Origin of the sequence: Pedobacter sp. L105, from assembly GCF_009765875.1 — a bacterium.
GTDB lineage: Bacteria > Bacteroidota > Bacteroidia > Sphingobacteriales > Sphingobacteriaceae > Pedobacter.
Map to the genome: position 1 here is coordinate 19,612 of NZ_LMUP01000005.1, position 16,521 is coordinate 36,132.

At 37.3% G+C, this 16,521-nt stretch carries 15 protein-coding genes; 10 read left to right on the plus strand and 5 right to left on the minus strand.

All coding sequences use genetic code 11. The features are described 5' to 3' along the window. Positions 1 to 140: 140 nt before the first annotated feature. The 3 genes from GSQ84_RS11530 to GSQ84_RS11540 all read left to right on the plus strand — a co-directional run bounded on the left by GSQ84_RS11530 (position 141) and on the right by GSQ84_RS11540 (position 4,446). Positions 141 to 2,540: a family 78 glycoside hydrolase catalytic domain gene (locus GSQ84_RS11530; RefSeq protein ID WP_158797421.1), complete on the plus strand. Its 2,400-nt coding sequence runs from the start codon at positions 141 to 143 to the stop codon at positions 2,538 to 2,540. 803 nt (positions 2,541 to 3,343) lie between these two features. Further along, on the plus strand, positions 3,344 to 3,922 hold the full coding sequence (locus GSQ84_RS11535) for a Crp/Fnr family transcriptional regulator (protein ID WP_158797422.1): 579 nt from the start codon (positions 3,344 to 3,346) through the stop codon (positions 3,920 to 3,922). Positions 3,923 to 4,038: 116 nt separating this feature from the next. Beyond that, positions 4,039 to 4,446, plus strand: a complete 408-nt coding sequence (locus GSQ84_RS11540; protein WP_158797423.1) for a MauE/DoxX family redox-associated membrane protein — start codon at positions 4,039 to 4,041, stop codon at positions 4,444 to 4,446. Between the two features lie 103 nt (positions 4,447 to 4,549). Here GSQ84_RS11540 and GSQ84_RS11545 read toward each other — a convergent pair whose 3' ends face one another. Beyond that, complete coding sequence (locus tag GSQ84_RS11545) at positions 4,550 to 4,762, minus strand: hypothetical protein (RefSeq protein ID WP_158797424.1); 213 nt, start codon at positions 4,760 to 4,762, stop codon at positions 4,550 to 4,552. Positions 4,763 to 4,795: 33 nt separating this feature from the next. Between GSQ84_RS11545 and GSQ84_RS11550 the strand changes: the two genes are divergently transcribed. The 3 genes from GSQ84_RS11550 to GSQ84_RS11560 all read left to right on the plus strand — a co-directional run bounded on the left by GSQ84_RS11550 (position 4,796) and on the right by GSQ84_RS11560 (position 6,651). Further along, positions 4,796 to 5,035: a hypothetical protein gene (locus tag GSQ84_RS11550; protein ID WP_158797425.1), complete on the plus strand. Its 240-nt coding sequence runs from the start codon at positions 4,796 to 4,798 to the stop codon at positions 5,033 to 5,035. 66 nt (positions 5,036 to 5,101) lie between these two features. Next, positions 5,102 to 5,791 carry a glycosyltransferase family A protein gene (locus GSQ84_RS11555; RefSeq protein ID WP_158797426.1) on the plus strand — a complete coding sequence of 230 codons (690 nt, stop codon included), beginning with the start codon at positions 5,102 to 5,104 and terminating at the stop codon, positions 5,789 to 5,791. A gap of 83 nt (positions 5,792 to 5,874) precedes the next feature. Beyond that, positions 5,875 to 6,651: a class I SAM-dependent methyltransferase gene (locus GSQ84_RS11560; protein WP_158797427.1), complete on the plus strand. Its 777-nt coding sequence runs from the start codon at positions 5,875 to 5,877 to the stop codon at positions 6,649 to 6,651. A 132-nt stretch (positions 6,652 to 6,783) separates the two neighbouring features. On the opposite strand, the gene GSQ84_RS11565 is transcribed toward GSQ84_RS11560, so the two are convergent. Beyond that, positions 6,784 to 7,044, minus strand: a complete 261-nt coding sequence (locus GSQ84_RS11565; RefSeq protein WP_158797428.1) for a hypothetical protein — start codon at positions 7,042 to 7,044, stop codon at positions 6,784 to 6,786. Positions 7,045 to 7,404: 360 nt separating this feature from the next. On the opposite strand from GSQ84_RS11565, the gene GSQ84_RS11570 reads away from it, so the two are divergent. Both GSQ84_RS11570 and GSQ84_RS11575 read left to right on the plus strand, forming a co-directional pair. After that, on the plus strand, positions 7,405 to 7,719 hold the full coding sequence (locus GSQ84_RS11570; protein ID WP_216848910.1) for a hypothetical protein: 315 nt from the start codon (positions 7,405 to 7,407) through the stop codon (positions 7,717 to 7,719). Positions 7,720 to 7,829: 110 nt separating this feature from the next. After that, positions 7,830 to 9,029 (plus strand): glycosyltransferase family 4 protein, encoded by a 1,200-nt coding sequence (locus tag GSQ84_RS11575; protein WP_158797430.1) that lies wholly within the window; start codon positions 7,830 to 7,832, stop codon positions 9,027 to 9,029. Between the two features lie 9 nt (positions 9,030 to 9,038). On the opposite strand, the gene GSQ84_RS11580 is transcribed toward GSQ84_RS11575, so the two are convergent. Then, entirely contained in the window at positions 9,039 to 10,601 is a 1,563-nt protein-coding gene (locus tag GSQ84_RS11580) for a trehalase family glycosidase (protein WP_158797431.1), read from the minus strand. A 244-nt stretch (positions 10,602 to 10,845) separates the two neighbouring features. On the opposite strand from GSQ84_RS11580, the gene GSQ84_RS27885 reads away from it, so the two are divergent. Further along, on the plus strand, positions 10,846 to 12,804 hold the full coding sequence (locus GSQ84_RS27885; RefSeq protein ID WP_216848911.1) for a glycoside hydrolase family 97 protein: 1,959 nt from the start codon (positions 10,846 to 10,848) through the stop codon (positions 12,802 to 12,804). On the opposite strand, the gene GSQ84_RS11590 is transcribed toward GSQ84_RS27885, so the two are convergent. Beyond that, on the minus strand, positions 12,797 to 13,654 hold the full coding sequence (locus GSQ84_RS11590) for a hypothetical protein (protein WP_158797432.1): 858 nt from the start codon (positions 13,652 to 13,654) through the stop codon (positions 12,797 to 12,799). The genes GSQ84_RS27885 and GSQ84_RS11590 overlap by 8 nt on opposite strands. Before the next feature lie 1,457 nt (positions 13,655 to 15,111). Here GSQ84_RS11590 and GSQ84_RS11595 point away from each other — a divergent pair. Further along, the gene (locus GSQ84_RS11595; protein WP_158797433.1) at positions 15,112 to 15,402 is read left to right on the plus strand and encodes a hypothetical protein; all 291 of its coding nucleotides are present in this window, start codon (positions 15,112 to 15,114) and stop codon (positions 15,400 to 15,402) included. A 63-nt stretch (positions 15,403 to 15,465) separates the two neighbouring features. Here the strand turns inward: GSQ84_RS11595 and GSQ84_RS11600 are convergent, their stop codons facing one another. Continuing rightward, complete coding sequence (locus tag GSQ84_RS11600) at positions 15,466 to 16,446, minus strand: hypothetical protein (RefSeq protein WP_158797434.1); 981 nt, start codon at positions 16,444 to 16,446, stop codon at positions 15,466 to 15,468. Positions 16,447 to 16,521: the final 75 nt, after the last annotated feature.

The window sequence follows — 16,521 nt, forward strand, 5'->3', positions numbered from 1 at the left end:
TTATACCGTAATATTCTAAAATACAAATATTTATGTAATTTAGTCGCGCTGATTTTCACATTTACGTATATGAGTGTGGTTAGCAATTAACCAAATATAATGCAGCCTGTGGACCCGGTCTTAAGGCTAAAAGTATGAATATGAAATTTAAAGCAATTTTAATCAATCATTTAGTGCTGTTTGGAATATTTACGGCAAAAGGCCAATCATCGGCCATCAATCCGGCCTTGTTAAAAGGTGCCTGGAGTGCCGGCTGGATTACCCATCCTACAGCAATGCAGCGTGAATATGGTGTTTATCATTTTAGAAAAACCTTTACCCTTCCCATTGTTCCTGCAACTTTTTTAATTCATGTATCAGCAGACAACCGCTACCGTTTATTCGTCAACGGCATTCCTGTTAATTCCGGGCCAGCCCGGGGTGATCTATTCAATTGGTATTATGAATCACTGGATATTGCAGCTTATTTAAAACCAGGCGAAAATACGATTGCCGCGATGGTGTGGAATATGGGCACGCTAGCTCCTGTAGCACAGGTATCCAATCAGACCGCTTTTCTGGTTCAGGGAAACACCAGTGCAGAGGAAATTGTAAATACCAATACAGGATGGAAAGTTTTACAAAATAAAGCTTATACCCCCTGCTCATTAGATAACGGAGAAAGATTGAAAGCTTATATGGTGATTGGTCCCGGAGACCAGGTAGATGGCAGCCAATACCCATGGGGTTGGGAATATCCGGGTTATAATGATGCCAGTTGGGAAAATGCAATGGAAATTACCCATCCCGAACCAGTAGGTTATGGTACTGATAACCGCTGGACATTGGCACCAAGGAATATTCCTTTATTTGAAGAACATTTGTCACGTTTTCCGGTTGTCCGACGTTCTTCAGGTATAAAAGTGGAACCAGAATTTTTAACTGGAAAAAAAACCTTAAAAATCCCTGCGCATCAAACTGTGAGTATATTACTGGATGCCATCAATAATACAGTTGCTTATCCCCAGCTACTGGTAACTAAAGGAAAAGGCTCTTCTATAAAAATGACTTATGCGGAAGCCTTATTTGACAAACAGGGAAATAAGGGAAACCGGAATGATATAGAAAATAAAGAGATTAAAGGAAATTATGATATTTTTTTACCGGACGGCGGAGAAACCAGAAAATTCAGACCATTATGGTTTAGAGGTTACAGATACCTCCAGCTGGATATCACTACTGCAGATGAACCGCTTTTAGTAAATGATATTTACAGTATGAAAACAGGTTATCCTCTGCAGCTGAATGCCACCTTCACCAGCAATGATCGTGAATTACAGGAAATCTGGAAAGTTGGATGGCACACAGCAGAACTTTGCGCAGGAGAGCTCTATTATGATTGCCCCTATTATGAGCAGTTGCAATACACAGGAGACAGCCGGATACAGGCACTGATCTCTTTGTATGGAAGTGGTGATGACCGGCTGATGCGCAAAGCCATTTTAGATTTTTATCATTCCAGAACACCAGAAGGGTTAACGCAAGGCAGGTATCCAAGCAACCGCTTGCAGATCATCCCTACCTTTTCCTTGTTCTGGATCTCTATGGTATATGACTACTGGATGCACCGACAGGATGATGCCTTTGTTAAACAGTTCCTGCCAGCAATCAATGAGATCCTTGAATGGTATAAAACAAGAGTAGACCAGCGGAAAAAAATGCTGGGACCACTAACGTGGTGGAATTTCGTAGACTGGGATAATTTTAACGACTGGGGTACTGCTCCCGGCGCAGATACCGGGGGTTCCTCTATTATTACTCTACAATATGCTTATACCCTAAATCAGGCAGCAGACCTTTACCGGGCTTTTGACCATGCCGGACAGACAGTAGATTGCAAATTGCTGGCCAGGGAACTAAATGACCATACCTTTGCTGCTTGTTACAACGCAGAAAAAGGATTACTGGCAGATACACCTGAGCAGAGAACTTATAGTCAGCATGCCAGTATCTGGGCAGTATTAAGCGGGGCAGTTCCATTGCCTGAAGCCCAGCGTTTAATGAAAAATTTGCTGAAAGATAAATCTATAGGCCAGGTGACTTTCTTTTATCGGTTTTACCTGATCCAGGCGCTTAAAAAAGCAGAAATGGCTGATTTATATTACAGCGAGCTGCAACCATGGAGAGAAATGCTAAAACTGGGCTTAACCACCTTTGCAGAAAAGCCTGAGCCTACACGCTCGGATTGTCATGCCTGGAGCGCCAGTCCCAATTATGATTTCCTGGCTACGATCTGTGGGATTATGCCCGAGACACCGGGATTTCGCACGGTATTGATTAAACCTGCTTTAGGAGAATTGACTGAAGCAGCAGCTACCTTTCCCCATCCTACAGGAAAGATTACAGTGAAATTTATACGACAAGGAAAAGACGGCATTCATGCTGAGATCACCTTACCTGAAAGCCTGACTGGAACATTTATCTGGCAAGACAGGATCATCAAGATACATGGTGGCAAACAGGCCATCACTATTAACCAACCTAAACAAACCAATTCATGATTTCTTTAACCAAAATTCCACGTCCGCCTTAAAAGTCATTTATCCTTTAGGTTTCGATCACAACCAGGCTAATATCCAGACAGAATTATTAACATTTTGAGCGGACATGAAGCTCCAGGATTTTAACTTTTAGGATAGCATCTCTGAATGAGACTGATTTTTAGGGTTTAAAGGGATCAAATTTCAGCAATGAATTTGATCCCTTTGTTAGTGGATTGAGTGTTAATTAAAATCAGCTTCGATATTAAATAATTAGTTTATTATAAATATTTTTTAAAAACAAACATAAGAATAGGCAGTTTATTTATCTTAAAATTCTTTTGGTATCCATCAATAAAATTGATAAATCCACGAATTTTAATCCATAAAATAGCGCGACAAGGGAACGATTTTAAAAAAAGACAAGGTAGTTAATGGGCTTTTTTATAATGTGACAAATGACACATCGTCTATAGATGTAAAAATTAAAACGTTAAAAAGGGTAATTATGGGTAATAATTGATAGCTATTATAGATTAGCAAGGATCAGAGCAATTATTTAAGTAAAATGATAATATGCAGTTATAACTTGGTAAAAAATTGTTAGTATATTTAGTGCTAATAAATAATTTATTAAATGTATTTTTTCGTATTTTGTTGAATATAAATAATTTGATCGCCTATGAATTGCACATTATTGGTTCCTACTTAAAGATTTAAGCAGGATAGTTACACTAAGAATTTGCCGTAGTGTTTTAACACTGCGAGGCAAATCAGCCCGAAATTAATTAATTGTTCGTGTCATATTTAAATTATCGTATGAAATGGAAAATGAGGAATTGTTCAAGTTATTAGCTGGAAAATATTCTTTGCGTTTGGAGTTAAAAGAAAAGCTCAACGACATGATTAAAAGAGAATACTACGCTAAAAGTCAGATTATCTTAAAGCCTGGTCAGATAGCCAACCGGGCCTGGTTTATCGAAAAAGGATCTGCTATGGGGTTTGTGTATAAAGAAGAAAAGAAAGTACCATTCTGGTTCTGGAACGAAAATGAACTCATGGTTTCGCTCAATAGCTTCTTTAACCAGGTGCCATCAGAATCTTACATTGAATTGCTGGAACCCAGCGTGTTGTTATCGATCTCTTTCGACCATGTGAACGAGATCGTGAAAGGATTTCCGGAATCCAATGATTACATCCGGAGGATCATGAATGAATATCAGCGGATGAGCGAAAAAAGGATACTGGAGTTCGCCGCTTACACACCCGAAGAACATTACCTTCATTTGATGAAGGACTGTCCTGCGATTTTCAGAAAAGCTTCTGTAGAAAGCATTGCCGCTTATTTAGGCATATCACGTAAAACACTCAACCGAATTAGAACCAGAACCAGACGGATGTAAAATTTATTAAATTAATGCTTCTCTGAAAAGGGACAAAAGACCGGTTTTTGGGTCCTTTGTCCCTTTTTTTTTGTCGCCCCCACCCGTAACTTGGTGATATACTAAGTGCAAAAAATATGAACCCACAACCTTTTATCATCATCATTACCGGATTTCTTATTCTGCTTTGGGCCTATGCTTCCTTGTCTAAAGTATTCAATTTTTATAAGTTTAAGCAGGCTATGCTGACCCAGGTTTTCCCAAGATGGGTAGGTAAGATCTTTAGTTACCTGGTGCCTTTAGTGGAACTGGTGATCATTGTGCTGCTGGTATTACCTGATACGAGGTTACTGGGTATGTATGCTTCGCTATTCCTGATGGGACTATTTACCCTCTATGTTGGAGGAGCCGTATTCCAGATCTATGAGCGCCATCCATGCGCCTGCGGTGGCCTATTTGCCCGCATGGGATGGTACAAACATTTTAAAGTAAATATCGTGCTCACCTTTATCGCCCTTGCAGGTGTGATACTGATGCAGCTATAAAGAAATTAACTACGAGCCTGGTTAATGAATTGTTTTTTTCATGATGACAGAATGGGAAGCCTGGATGGATGTCCGGCTTCCTCTTCAAATTAAACAGTCACATTTAGGCGATATGAGATTCTTCCAATTTGGCATGAAGCTGATGAAGTCGCAGCATAAAAACATCCGCAGATTTTAAATGGCCATTTTTTTTGATATAGCTAAAATGCGAATCGAGAAACAAGGGCAGGTCTTCTATGACTACTCCTTGCACCAATTCAATCTTTTCCGGCAGTTCAATCCCGGTAAAATAAGCTTCTAATTCTTCTATTGACATCCGACGAATATAAATAAATTAAAAAAGAGTTTTATGAAAACACTACTCACCGTTTTAAAAAATATTATCGTCGGTTTAATTATCCTTGTAGTAATTCAGATTGCCATCAATTTATATAAAATTATGAAAGCACCGGATTCCTATCATTCTTATAATCCTTATATTTTTTATACCAGTTTTCCGCCACATCAGGATGCTGTAACTGTATTGTTATTATTCATCGCTTTTTTTCTCACCATAGCCTTATTGATTATAAAGAGCCTAAATAGTTGAGCTCAAATGGGTGATTTATGTAACCTTTGGCCGTTTTAGCACTCGCTGTTATCCTTAATTTTAAGAATGAGCGAAAATTATCCTTTAATTTCATGCATTTGCATATCAAATGGCAATCATGCGTTGCTTAACAGAGCTATTGCCTGCTTCCAGTCGCAAAATTATCCGAATAAGGAGTTGGTCATTTCTTATGATCAAAACAAACAGCAAATTAAAGCTGTAATTGAAAATTTATCTGATGATCGGGATTTACAGCTATCAACTATCGAACAGACAGATCGATTTGGAGACGCTTTGAATAATTCGGTAAACGTAGCTACAGGAGATTATATTTGTTTGTGGAATGATGATGACTGGTATCATCCAAGCCGTTTATGGTTCCAATACAATTGTATACAGGGAACCCGATATGATGCCAGTGTACTCAACCGGATCATATTGTATGATGCAATTTCGTTTAAAGCTTATGTTTCCTCTTCTTATCTCTTGTCCAGCAGTTTATTGTGCAAAAAAATGTTGATCCAAAGCCATCCGTTTAACGGTTTAAGTAGTGGCGAAAATTTGCCTGTCATAGATTTTCTGGTAAAAGAAAAATCGCTGTTCTACATGGATGACTGCCCATTTCTTTACGCATTTATATATTATGGGAGAAATAATATTGACTATTGGATTTACAAACATATTTTCAACAAAAGTGAATTGCTCAATAAGGAACTCACAAACACTATTTATGATCTATTGGAAATACCTGATTAATAACATATTCCATTATGAGACATTTGACCTGTAATAACCATTTAATCGTTCATAAATTGCTAACAGCTTAATTTATAAATAAAATGATAGATAAACTTTACAAAGAATTTGCGGAATATTATGCAAAAATAGCTAGTGATAGAAACTACAAAGACCATCTGGATATAATTTTGGAATCATATGAACCTGAACATCAATGCCATACTTTATTAGAATTATTTGCTGGTCAGGCATTGCATAGTATTAATGCATCAAAAAGAAACAGTATCGATGTATGGGCAATAGATTCAAGTGCCGAATTGAGACAGGTAGCCCTGGTTAATGGATTTAAAAACCAAGGTCAATATCTGGTTGGTCATCTTCCTGAAGCAATTTTAGATTATGTAGGTAAAGTGAAATTTGATTGTATTATCTGTTTGTCTCTCTCCATTGCGCATTTAAACAAAAAATCAGTTTATGAATTACTTTATAACATTAAAGAAGTATTAAACGAAAAAGGTAAAGTATTTATAGAAGTTGACGATATACGTGCAATCATGGAATATTTACAAAGTGGGGCTCCTATTAGTTATTATGAAGTCCAGGACACTAACGGAGATCACATCAAATACGCATGGCCATCCAATAAAATGAAATTTAACCATTATAGTCATACAGCAGAAGTTCCTGTGAAAGTAATTATAGAATCTACAACGGGTACAGAATCTATGGAATTTATCTCGGAAGAAAACATGTATGGTGCTGATGATATCCTATTTATAGCTGACCTTTTGGGCTATAATGGTAGAATATTAAGTAAAGAAGATCAATGGGCAAAAGCTTTCGAAAACACAGTGGTCATTGAATTGTCGCATAATTAATATGAAAACAGGGAAGATCTAAAATACTGTTTAGTAACAATGGGTTTTCAATTTATCAAGTTGATAAGAAATTAAATAGCGGTGCCAAATTATTAAAGAGAAAATTCCTTCTTAATAGTTTGGCGCCGCTATTTAGGCTTTACCGTATGCGAATAATTTCGCACCTGTAACGCTGGTTGGTTGGGCAACGCCTGTCGACAAGACAGCTGCAATATAATTTTGCAATTTAAAAGTGATCACACTAGGGTGCGCTCCTGCATAACAAACATAAATTGCACAAACACTAAAGCCGTTGAGGCATAGTGGTCCTGCCGGGGAATAAAGCCAGTCGACTGGTAAAGTAGGATCTCCACCAGTATAGTTATACCATCTTTTTTTACAGCCTGCAGACATAATACAGATCCTTTTATACATCAAAAAGAAACAAAAACTTTAAGTTTTACCTACTCTATTTAAGGTTTTCAGTATTTCCTTTTTATCTAATTAAGTATGCATAAAGGAATTTCTAATGCGATCTTATTAGATTTTCATTAAAATTATAATTTTAAATAGATCATTTAGTACACGAATAACAATACCAATTTGAGTAATTTTTTATCTTCATTTGAGGCCATTGTCCTCAAACAATTAATGCATAAATTCTTTTGGGACAATTGACTCTTTTGACAACGCTAATTCATCTTTAAATTGCTACAGAAAAGGGATATACCGAACACCCTGAAAATAGTAGGTCAAATATTTAATTCTTTTAATATGCCATGGTTTGAATTAATTAATAATGATTTGGATTTATGTAATCCTGATAGTTATGTAATGTTAGAAAAAGCACCCGATGCAGTAGATGGACAGTATTTAAATGCCATCTTTGCCGACGAAATACCAGATGATCCTCAACACAGACCAGATATTGAGGGTACTCCGGGATTATTGTTTTATATGATCAGAGCTTTAGCAAAGGGAAAAGGACAACCAGCATCAGATTTCCCTCCTGTACCCTTGGAAGTTAGAATGTCTCCTACCCCCGCCAATGGCACGATTAAATCACCGGAATTAATTGCAGAAAATTGATTAGCTAAAGAGGATAAACATTTATCCTCTTTGGGTTTAATATCCTACTTCGGCTAATTCAGTACAATCCAAATAATATGCTTTACTAATTGCCAATACCTACATCATTAATGGAAAAAATAAAGATCATTGAAGCCACCAATGGATTAGGTATTGGAGGTACAGAATATGTCATCCAGTTGTATTGCAAATACTTAAACAAGGAACACTTTGATGTTAAAGTAGTATGCTTGTATGCTGGAGGAGAGAGAGTAAAACTTATTCAGGATATGAGTATAGAGGTGATTGTATTGAATGGCGATTTAAACAGACTACCGCAATTATTAAAGGAAACTGATGTGTTTCACTGGCACGGTCCAGGTAGATTAAATTTGGAACTCTTTACACTGGTTAAAACCAATAAACCCAAGGTTGTGATACAGACTAATGTTTTTGGAGATTATGAGGATTCATTATTATACGATACCATAGACTATGACCTGTATGTATCAAAGATGATTTTGATACGTCGGATGTTAAAGGATAAAGAGCTGAAAGATCATTTTTCTGAAAAGCGGAAAACATTATCCAATCCTGTTGATCTTGATCACCTTTGCAGTTTGCTCCCATCGGAAGAGCTGATCAAAAAAATCAGGGAAGATAATCAGCTTAAGGATGTTTTTATCGTAGGAAGAATAGGCCGAGCAGATGATGCTAAGTTTGATGTTATTACATTAGATGGATTTGCAGCATTCGCAGCCAAAGTCAGCAATGCAAAGTTTTTATTGGTTGGAGCTACGGCTAACATGATGGAATATGCAAAAAAACTGAATCTATTGGATAAACTGATTGTCCTGGACAATTCTTTAAATCTGGAAGCGTTGCTCATCTATTACAGATTGATGGATGTATACCTAGCAGTGAGCAATCTTGGCGAAAGCTTCGGAATGGTGATTGCAGAAGCCATGACAGCAGGAGTTCCGGTAGTAACGGTCAACACACCAGATAAGGATAATGCGCAGATTGAATTGGTCGACAACGAAAAAACAGGATTGGTAGTAGCATATGATGTTAAAAAAATTGCTGCCGCTCTTTTCTATTTGTATAAAAATGAGCCCATCAGGACGGCCATGGCTATAGCAGCCAAAGAAAAAGTAAAAAATGAATACCAGGCATCCAAAATTGTAAATAGCCTGGAAAATTTAATCTATAATCAGCTCCAATTAATCAGCCCTCATCAGGAAAAATCAATGATAGCAGATTATTCACCAGAAATGAAAAGGGATTATGAAAACAGATGTTTAAACCTATGGGAACCTGAAATAAACTAGTCAACTAGTTTACTCAGCATGAACAGCAATGATTTCACTACCACCTTTCCAAAGTACTTTTAAAGTAAAAGGTACAGATGACTGTACTTTAATTTTAGGCCGATCTGTTTCCTTTTTCCGTTTGGCGCACCAAAAGTTAATCAGACCTTGTGCAGCAAAAGGATATTTTTTTACACCAAATTCATCGAGCAAACGTATATCCCAGGTAATCATATTTTCGGGTACATTAGGTCTGATGCCAAACACATATTCAAAAAGAACTGAAATAGGCACCAGCCCGGTCCAGCCCACCATTTCTTTCTGACCATTTCCCTGAACTTTGTCGGGCGCATAGTTTTCCCAGATTGTTCCAGTCTGACTGAATACTTTGACCACATTCTCCAAATGATTTAAGGCAATAACATATGCTAATGAATCTTGTTTATATTTAGTCAGCCCCCTGAGTACCATGTAAGAAGTCGGCGCCCACACACCGCCACGCCAGTATCCCCCATCAGCCTTAAAATCCACATTATCTGCAGAAAGCGTGGGCACCCGGTGCAAACGAGCAAACTCATTGGGGTTCTCCAAATGTTCCACAAATTTATCCAGTTTACCTTCGGGCACAACTTCAGCCAATAATCCCCAGTAAGCTGCGATACTTTTTACCGTAGACAAAGATCCGTTACGGTATCGATCATAAAAAAAGGAGGTCTTTTCATCCCACATCTGCTGCTGCACATAACCAGTGAGACGTTTTATTTCAGTTTCAATATCCTTTACCTCGTTTTTGCGGTTTAACTGGTTGGCCATTGCCAGTAAAATCTTTCCGGTAAAAATCTGTTGTAAGGTAATATCTATCCAGGACATAAAAGCAGGGCTGAATTCCGGGCTAAATCCTGCTGGTACACGCGGCAGATTATCCATACCACAACCCCAGCCTGTCGAAAAATAAGTACCGTCTGGCCAGGAACGATAAGTACGGTACCATTGGTAATAGGCTAATAAAGGATCAAAGACTGCTTTTAACCTTTGGATATCATTAAAATTCAGAAAATATTCCCATTCTGACCAGGCCATAATATTAGGACCTGTACTGGATGGATCAAACCGTTCAAAAATTTCATCACCATTGCTTTCCGCTATCTCCCGGCAGATATAACCATCTCTGTGCTGCCGGTGATAAAAGTTATCCAGGCTGGACTGAAAATTAAAAGCATTGTGCCCATAACGACCAAATAAAACCATGAAACTGGTATCCCACATAAAAATGTGCTGGTTAAATGCAGCGTCTATATAGGGTGAAATAAAGCCATTTTCTTTAGTTACCTGATGCAGGTTTGAAAATGCGATCTCCCATGCTTTCCAATAACATAAGAGCACATCTTTTCTCGCAGGCCATACCGGCTCCGGCAATTTTGACTGACTATTTTTAAATGTAACAGGCAACTGTAGATCAGGATTTTTTTTCAGGTATTCGTTATGCTGAACGATTGGATTGACCACATAAGTATCTGCATAACTTTGCGCCTCACTATAACCAGGAAACATAAAAAGGCAGCAGGAAAATAACAAGATATTTGACAATCGCATAACGGCAGGTTTGTTCTGTTAAATAAACAAAGCTATTTAATAACATTATCCCAACCATCCTTAACAGTCTTATTACCTATTGGTATTTTAATCGTATTCAATTTATCTGCGGGTAAATTTCACCAACCGTTCTTCTTAATCCCACAGAAAGTAAAAATAATTTCCAAAATAGCACAACCGGTCAAAATTCATTATTTTTATAATTTACTATTAAAGATCTAACCAAAAAATCCTTAAGAACCGTATGATCAAACGACTTACCCTATGTTTATTATTGAGTACCAGAATAATATCAGGTTACGCACAACGTATTGAATTGACCTCACCATCTGGCAATATCCATGTAATTGTACAAAATATAGATAAACTGAGTTATCAGATCTTAATGGATGAGAAATTGATCATCGCTGATTCTCCACTCGGATTTAAGTTTAGTCATGAACCTGATATGGGGACGGATCTTCTGTTAACGGATCAAAAGGAACAGGAGGTTAAGGAGAATTGGGTACCGGTAATCAAATCCAAACATGCCGTCATTAACGATTATTACAAATCCATTCAGCTATTTTTTATAGAGAAGGCCGGATTAAGAAGAAAAATGGATATGGAATTACGTGCCTATAATGATGGTATAGCTTTCCGTTATCATTTATATCCAACAGAAAGAATTGGCAATAGGAACCTGACCAAAGAACTTACGGGTTTTAATTTTGCAGGAGATCCTAAAGCCTGGATCGCTGATTATAAAAAATATACTTCCTCGCAGGAAGAATCTTTCCAGCCACAAAAAATAAGTACAATGACAAGGGATACAAAGGCTGGACTTCCCTTTTTAGTTGAGGTAGACAAGGAACATTATGCGGCAATAACCGAAGCCAAAATCGATAATTATCCTGGTTTTTATATGGGGATAGATCAAAACGGCTCATCTTCTACAACTCATTTGGTGACTAAGCTTGCTCCTATACCATTTGAGGCAGAAGATAGCGTGAAAGCAAGGTTCTCTGATAAGTTCTTTACGCCCTGGCGCATAGTCATGCTGGCCAAAAGCCCCGGTAAATTGATTGAATCTGAGATCATACAAAACCTGAATGATCCTTGTATCCTGAAAGATGTTTCCTGGATCAAACCAGGAATCAGTGCGTGGGACCATTGGTGGAGCGGTGAAGTGAAACAGGATATGCCAACGATTAAGCAGTACATTGATCTTGCTTCTGCACAGGGGTGGCCCTATATGATCATCGACTGGCAATGGTATGGTCCATTTAATAAACCTGAGGCAGACATTACCAAAGCTGCACCGCAATTAGATATGCCAGAATTACTGAGTTATGCCAAACAGAAAAATGTAAGACTATGGCTCTGGTTATACAGTTCTGATGTAAACCGTAACAACCAGTTTGAAGAAGCTTTTGCATTATACGAAAAGTGGGGTGTTGCAGGGATAAAAATAGACTTTATGGATAGTGATGATCAGGAAATGGTAAATTGGTACAGAAAGATTATAGTAACTGCTGCTGCGCATCATTTGATGGTAGATTTCCATGGGGCTTATAAACCGGACGGAATTATCAGAACTTATCCAAATATGATTACCCGCGAAGGTGTGATGGGTGAAGAATATTCAAAATTTTCGACCAATATTATACCCGAACACAATGTCACATTACCCTTTACACGGATGTTAGCCGGCCAAATGGATTATACACCCGGCGGTTTTTTAAATGTGACTAAAGCACAGTTTAAAAAAGGTTCGCTCCCTACCCAGGTCATGAATACACGTTGTGCAGAGCTATCAAAATTTGTCATTTATGAAAGCCCGCTGACAGTTTATTGCGATCGTCCTGCTAATATCTTAAACCAGCCAGGGGCCGATTTCTTAAAGGACGTACCTACTGTATGGGATGATATCCATGTGATTTCGGGTTACCCCGGGGAACATATTGCCCTGGTTAAACGCACAGGTCGGAATTATTTCTTAGCTGCCATGAACAATAGTTCAGCAAGATCGTTAAAAATAAAGCTTGATTTTCTGCCTGCAGGCATATACGAACTCACTTCCTGGGCAGATGCTAAAGATGCGGGTACAAATCCTTCAAATCTGGTTAAAAGTAAACAACTCGTCACTTCAGCCAGCATGATCAATATTAATATGGCTATAGGTGGCGGTTTTGTGGGAGAATTGAGACCAGCGGTTAAATAGCGCTGGTTTCATCCTGAATATCAGCCAGCATTCTTTCTGACATTTTAAGATATTGCTGGTAGATCAATAGATGTGGCTCTAAAGTTTTGTCGCCCCCACTTTCAATGCGTGCCATGGTAGGTCCGGTAAAATGAACCAATACAACGGGGAATTTATCTTCAATATTTTCACCCCGGTTTAAATAATCGTTTCTGATCTCCACATTCCAGTCGGCCATGTTGTATCCCAGATGCCGGCAGATGATAGTCTCTGGAAAGTGTATACACATTAAATCCAGGTAGCGCTGATCCAGCATCAGCCCTTTCGCCAGGTCAATTTCAATACCCGTCATGCAAGCCTGTGCCCACCAGTTGAGCGCAGGAATGCCTTTCGCATTTGCGGTGATGCAGCCTGCGTTAAAAAGCCCATATAAATAATTATCCCTGAATTTACCCAGGTTAGGTGTCGGAAATAAGGGACCCCAATGAGGAGTTAGGACTATCCCACCCTGATCGGCGTAATCAAACAAATGTATTGGATTTCTAAAAAAACACATATCGCAATCACAATAAATCACCCTGGAATCTGAATACTGATTCAATAAATACCGGATAACAACCGTTTTAAATGCCCACCTTAATTCATCATTTTTTCCCAAATAAATTTCTGCCAGCAATTTAGCTTGCTCATCTTGTTCTATAAGTTGGTCAAGGCTTAAAATGGTAATATCCTCTACAATTAGGTCCACCGGTTCAGTAACGATCAGATATAACAATACATCCTCATTATGCATTCGGAGAGACATCAATGTGGTAATACCCTTATGGAGGTGTGACGGTGATACAATAGTACAGCAAATGTTTTTTCCCATAATCGTTAAGCTTAAATTAACTTAAAGATAATGTTGGTTCAAAAAGACAACAGGGACAATTGGGACAATAATTAAACCATCTTCCAGTTTCTCCCTAGTCTTGGAAACCATTTCTTTTCATAATATGGATTTTGCGCCTGTGTAAGGTCCCAGGTTATTTCTTCATTCTGTTTGTGCAGCGTTTCGCTGCACAAAAACTACTGAGCATTTCACCAAAATATGTTTCAGGTTTAAAACCTAGAGTGTAAAGCCATAATCATTGGTGGCACCGTAGATTTTTCGTCTCAGCAATAACGGTTAATCACCACTTTCCGTTTTTCTACCAGCTTATTCCAATTACATTCACCTGAAAGCTTAAGTCCTGTGCAAATCCATTCAAGATTTTTTATAAACCATAAAGAAGGTAATTCAGGTCGACTTTAACAAATTGAATACAATAATTTTCAAATCAAGGTGTAAAATCTATTTCTGCTTCAGTAGCATAGATAAATACAATACTGATTTTCTATTCATCAAGTACACCCTTCTCGAGGTTAGCTCTTCCAGCTATGTTATTACAAAACTTGTTTAACTCTGCATTCATCAGTTATAGCTAAAACGTTGAGGGCCGACTACGGAAGTTTGGTGGTCTTCAATTTCAGATGACTATGTGGATGTCCAGACAAGATATCCCTTTTATGAAAAATAAATAAGCATAATATAAGAACTCGATATTTTTCTCCAAACCTTAAACATCCCTGATCATAAAAGATAAATAAGGTGTTTGTAAACGGGATATTCCCTCATTGTGAAAACTGAATTTCCCAGAGAATCAAAACGGTTGACTACATCTAATATATTAAGTGTGTTTTGTTTTCCAAATTTAAGATGGTAAGTAGCAATTGATCCTTAATTAAGGAAGTAGGTATCTTAATAATACTTGTTTTAGTCACGAAAATATATGGATAAGTAAAGTCATTATTTATGGCGAGTTCATTGTCCCAATTTTGACTGATGATAGTATTGACGGTTTGAAAATGAGTTTTTTCGGGATGAAAAGATTGTTCGTATGCAGTAGTGACAATAAAAAAATACCCATAAAATGATACCTCTTTTAATCGTGATTATTGTGTATTGATTGATTAAAACCAGCGTATAGAAATATACTACCGAAATAAAACGGCAAATTCACGATTTAAATGACTAAAAATAAGTAAATAGTTTTTGCTGTATACGATTAACTAATTTTAAATTTCATATTATTATATATTTTCCAGGATATTCAAATATCTTTTATAAGGTTTTTAGTATATAACTATAATTTGGGATTATTGGCTAACTTCCTGTGTATATAATTCTGTAACTTGATAATGAGCTTTTCTAAAATAATTTTCATTATTAAAATGAGAAAAAAGCTAATAGGGAAACCGAAAACCTAAAACAGAGTAGGTAGAAATCAAAGTTTTTAGTTCTTTTTGATGGATAAAAGAATTCACAATATGCCAGCAGGAGGAGGAGGTTCAAATAGAAGATGGTATTCATTTACAGCAGGAGGGGTTTGTATAGTAACAAGTTATATTTATTCGCCGGCTACCCCAACTTGTATAAATGGGTTTACACTATGTGCAATTTATGCAATTTATGCAACTAGTAGTCCATCAGTAATTTCATCAAGATTATGTTCTTATATTGCTGCTTTATTAGCAACAGGCGTTCCTCAGCCTAGTGGAGTGGGACAAAAACCATATGTTTATGGAAAAGTTTTATAAGTTCAATTTGTACTTTTAATTCTGGAAGTTAATAATCCAGAATTAAAAGTACATTAAAACACTTTAGTCATTCCTTAAACTCCAAAGAAGCGCAAGTGATTCCGGAGCGGTAAAATATGTTTTACCCTCTCTATTTTGCATCCTGTATAAATTATAACAATCCTTTTTTGACAAGGTTGTTTCATCCTGCATACCACCCAGCCAATCCTCATAATACCACCTAAATGTTTTGATTTCAGGTTCCCCACAACTTAACAGATAATTACCCCTGGCATACCAGAAGTTAAACCAGATCCAGCCTCCCCTTGATCCTGATTTAAACTTGTGGTCCATATCTTCTAAAGCAGGGAACAACCCTACTTTGTTAATGGCTGGATCTTGAAAAGGTTCTAATTTTTTGCGCCAGTTTTCAAATGTTCCGATTAATAGCGCAATTTCTTCAGCTGTCCTTGATTGAATATTATAACTCATTCCTTTGGTATGGAAGTACATGAAAATGGTATCTGGATCTTCTTTTGCTAAATCAAAAGCCAGTTTAAGGGCATGGTATTCAAATCGGTTTTCATTTGATGTACTGATGACCGCATGGGGAACTATGTCCTTTAGCCTATCAATCACGTCATCAAAAACATTGGTAGTATCAGTGATGTGAACGTATACATCTGCCTCATCCAATAAACCATAACTTTTAAGTTGTCCTAATTGACCGGAAATCACTGCTTTCCAATTTGAATTCCTATTGATGTAAGCATAGTAGATCAGCTTAAATTGCTTCTTGATCACATTAAGATCAATTTCGATATCAAGGTGATAACTATCCTCAATGATATTATATTTTCGATTTCCAGTTAATAATTGTAAAAAGGCTGTTTTTCCGGGATCAGGGTTTGGAAAGATTTGATGAAAATCAGTTTTAGCCGGGATGATAATTTTCCCTTTGGAAAGAAAAAGATCAGTGACCATCGTTGTAACATCAGTTACCTGCTCTGCTTCCATATCCTGATTAAAAGTACCATAAATGGCCTTAAAATTTAATTGATCCATATTTATTTGTCTGGTGATTAGTCAAATAAAGATCAATAAAAAGCAAAAAGTAAACAGGGTCATATGCCCCAATGT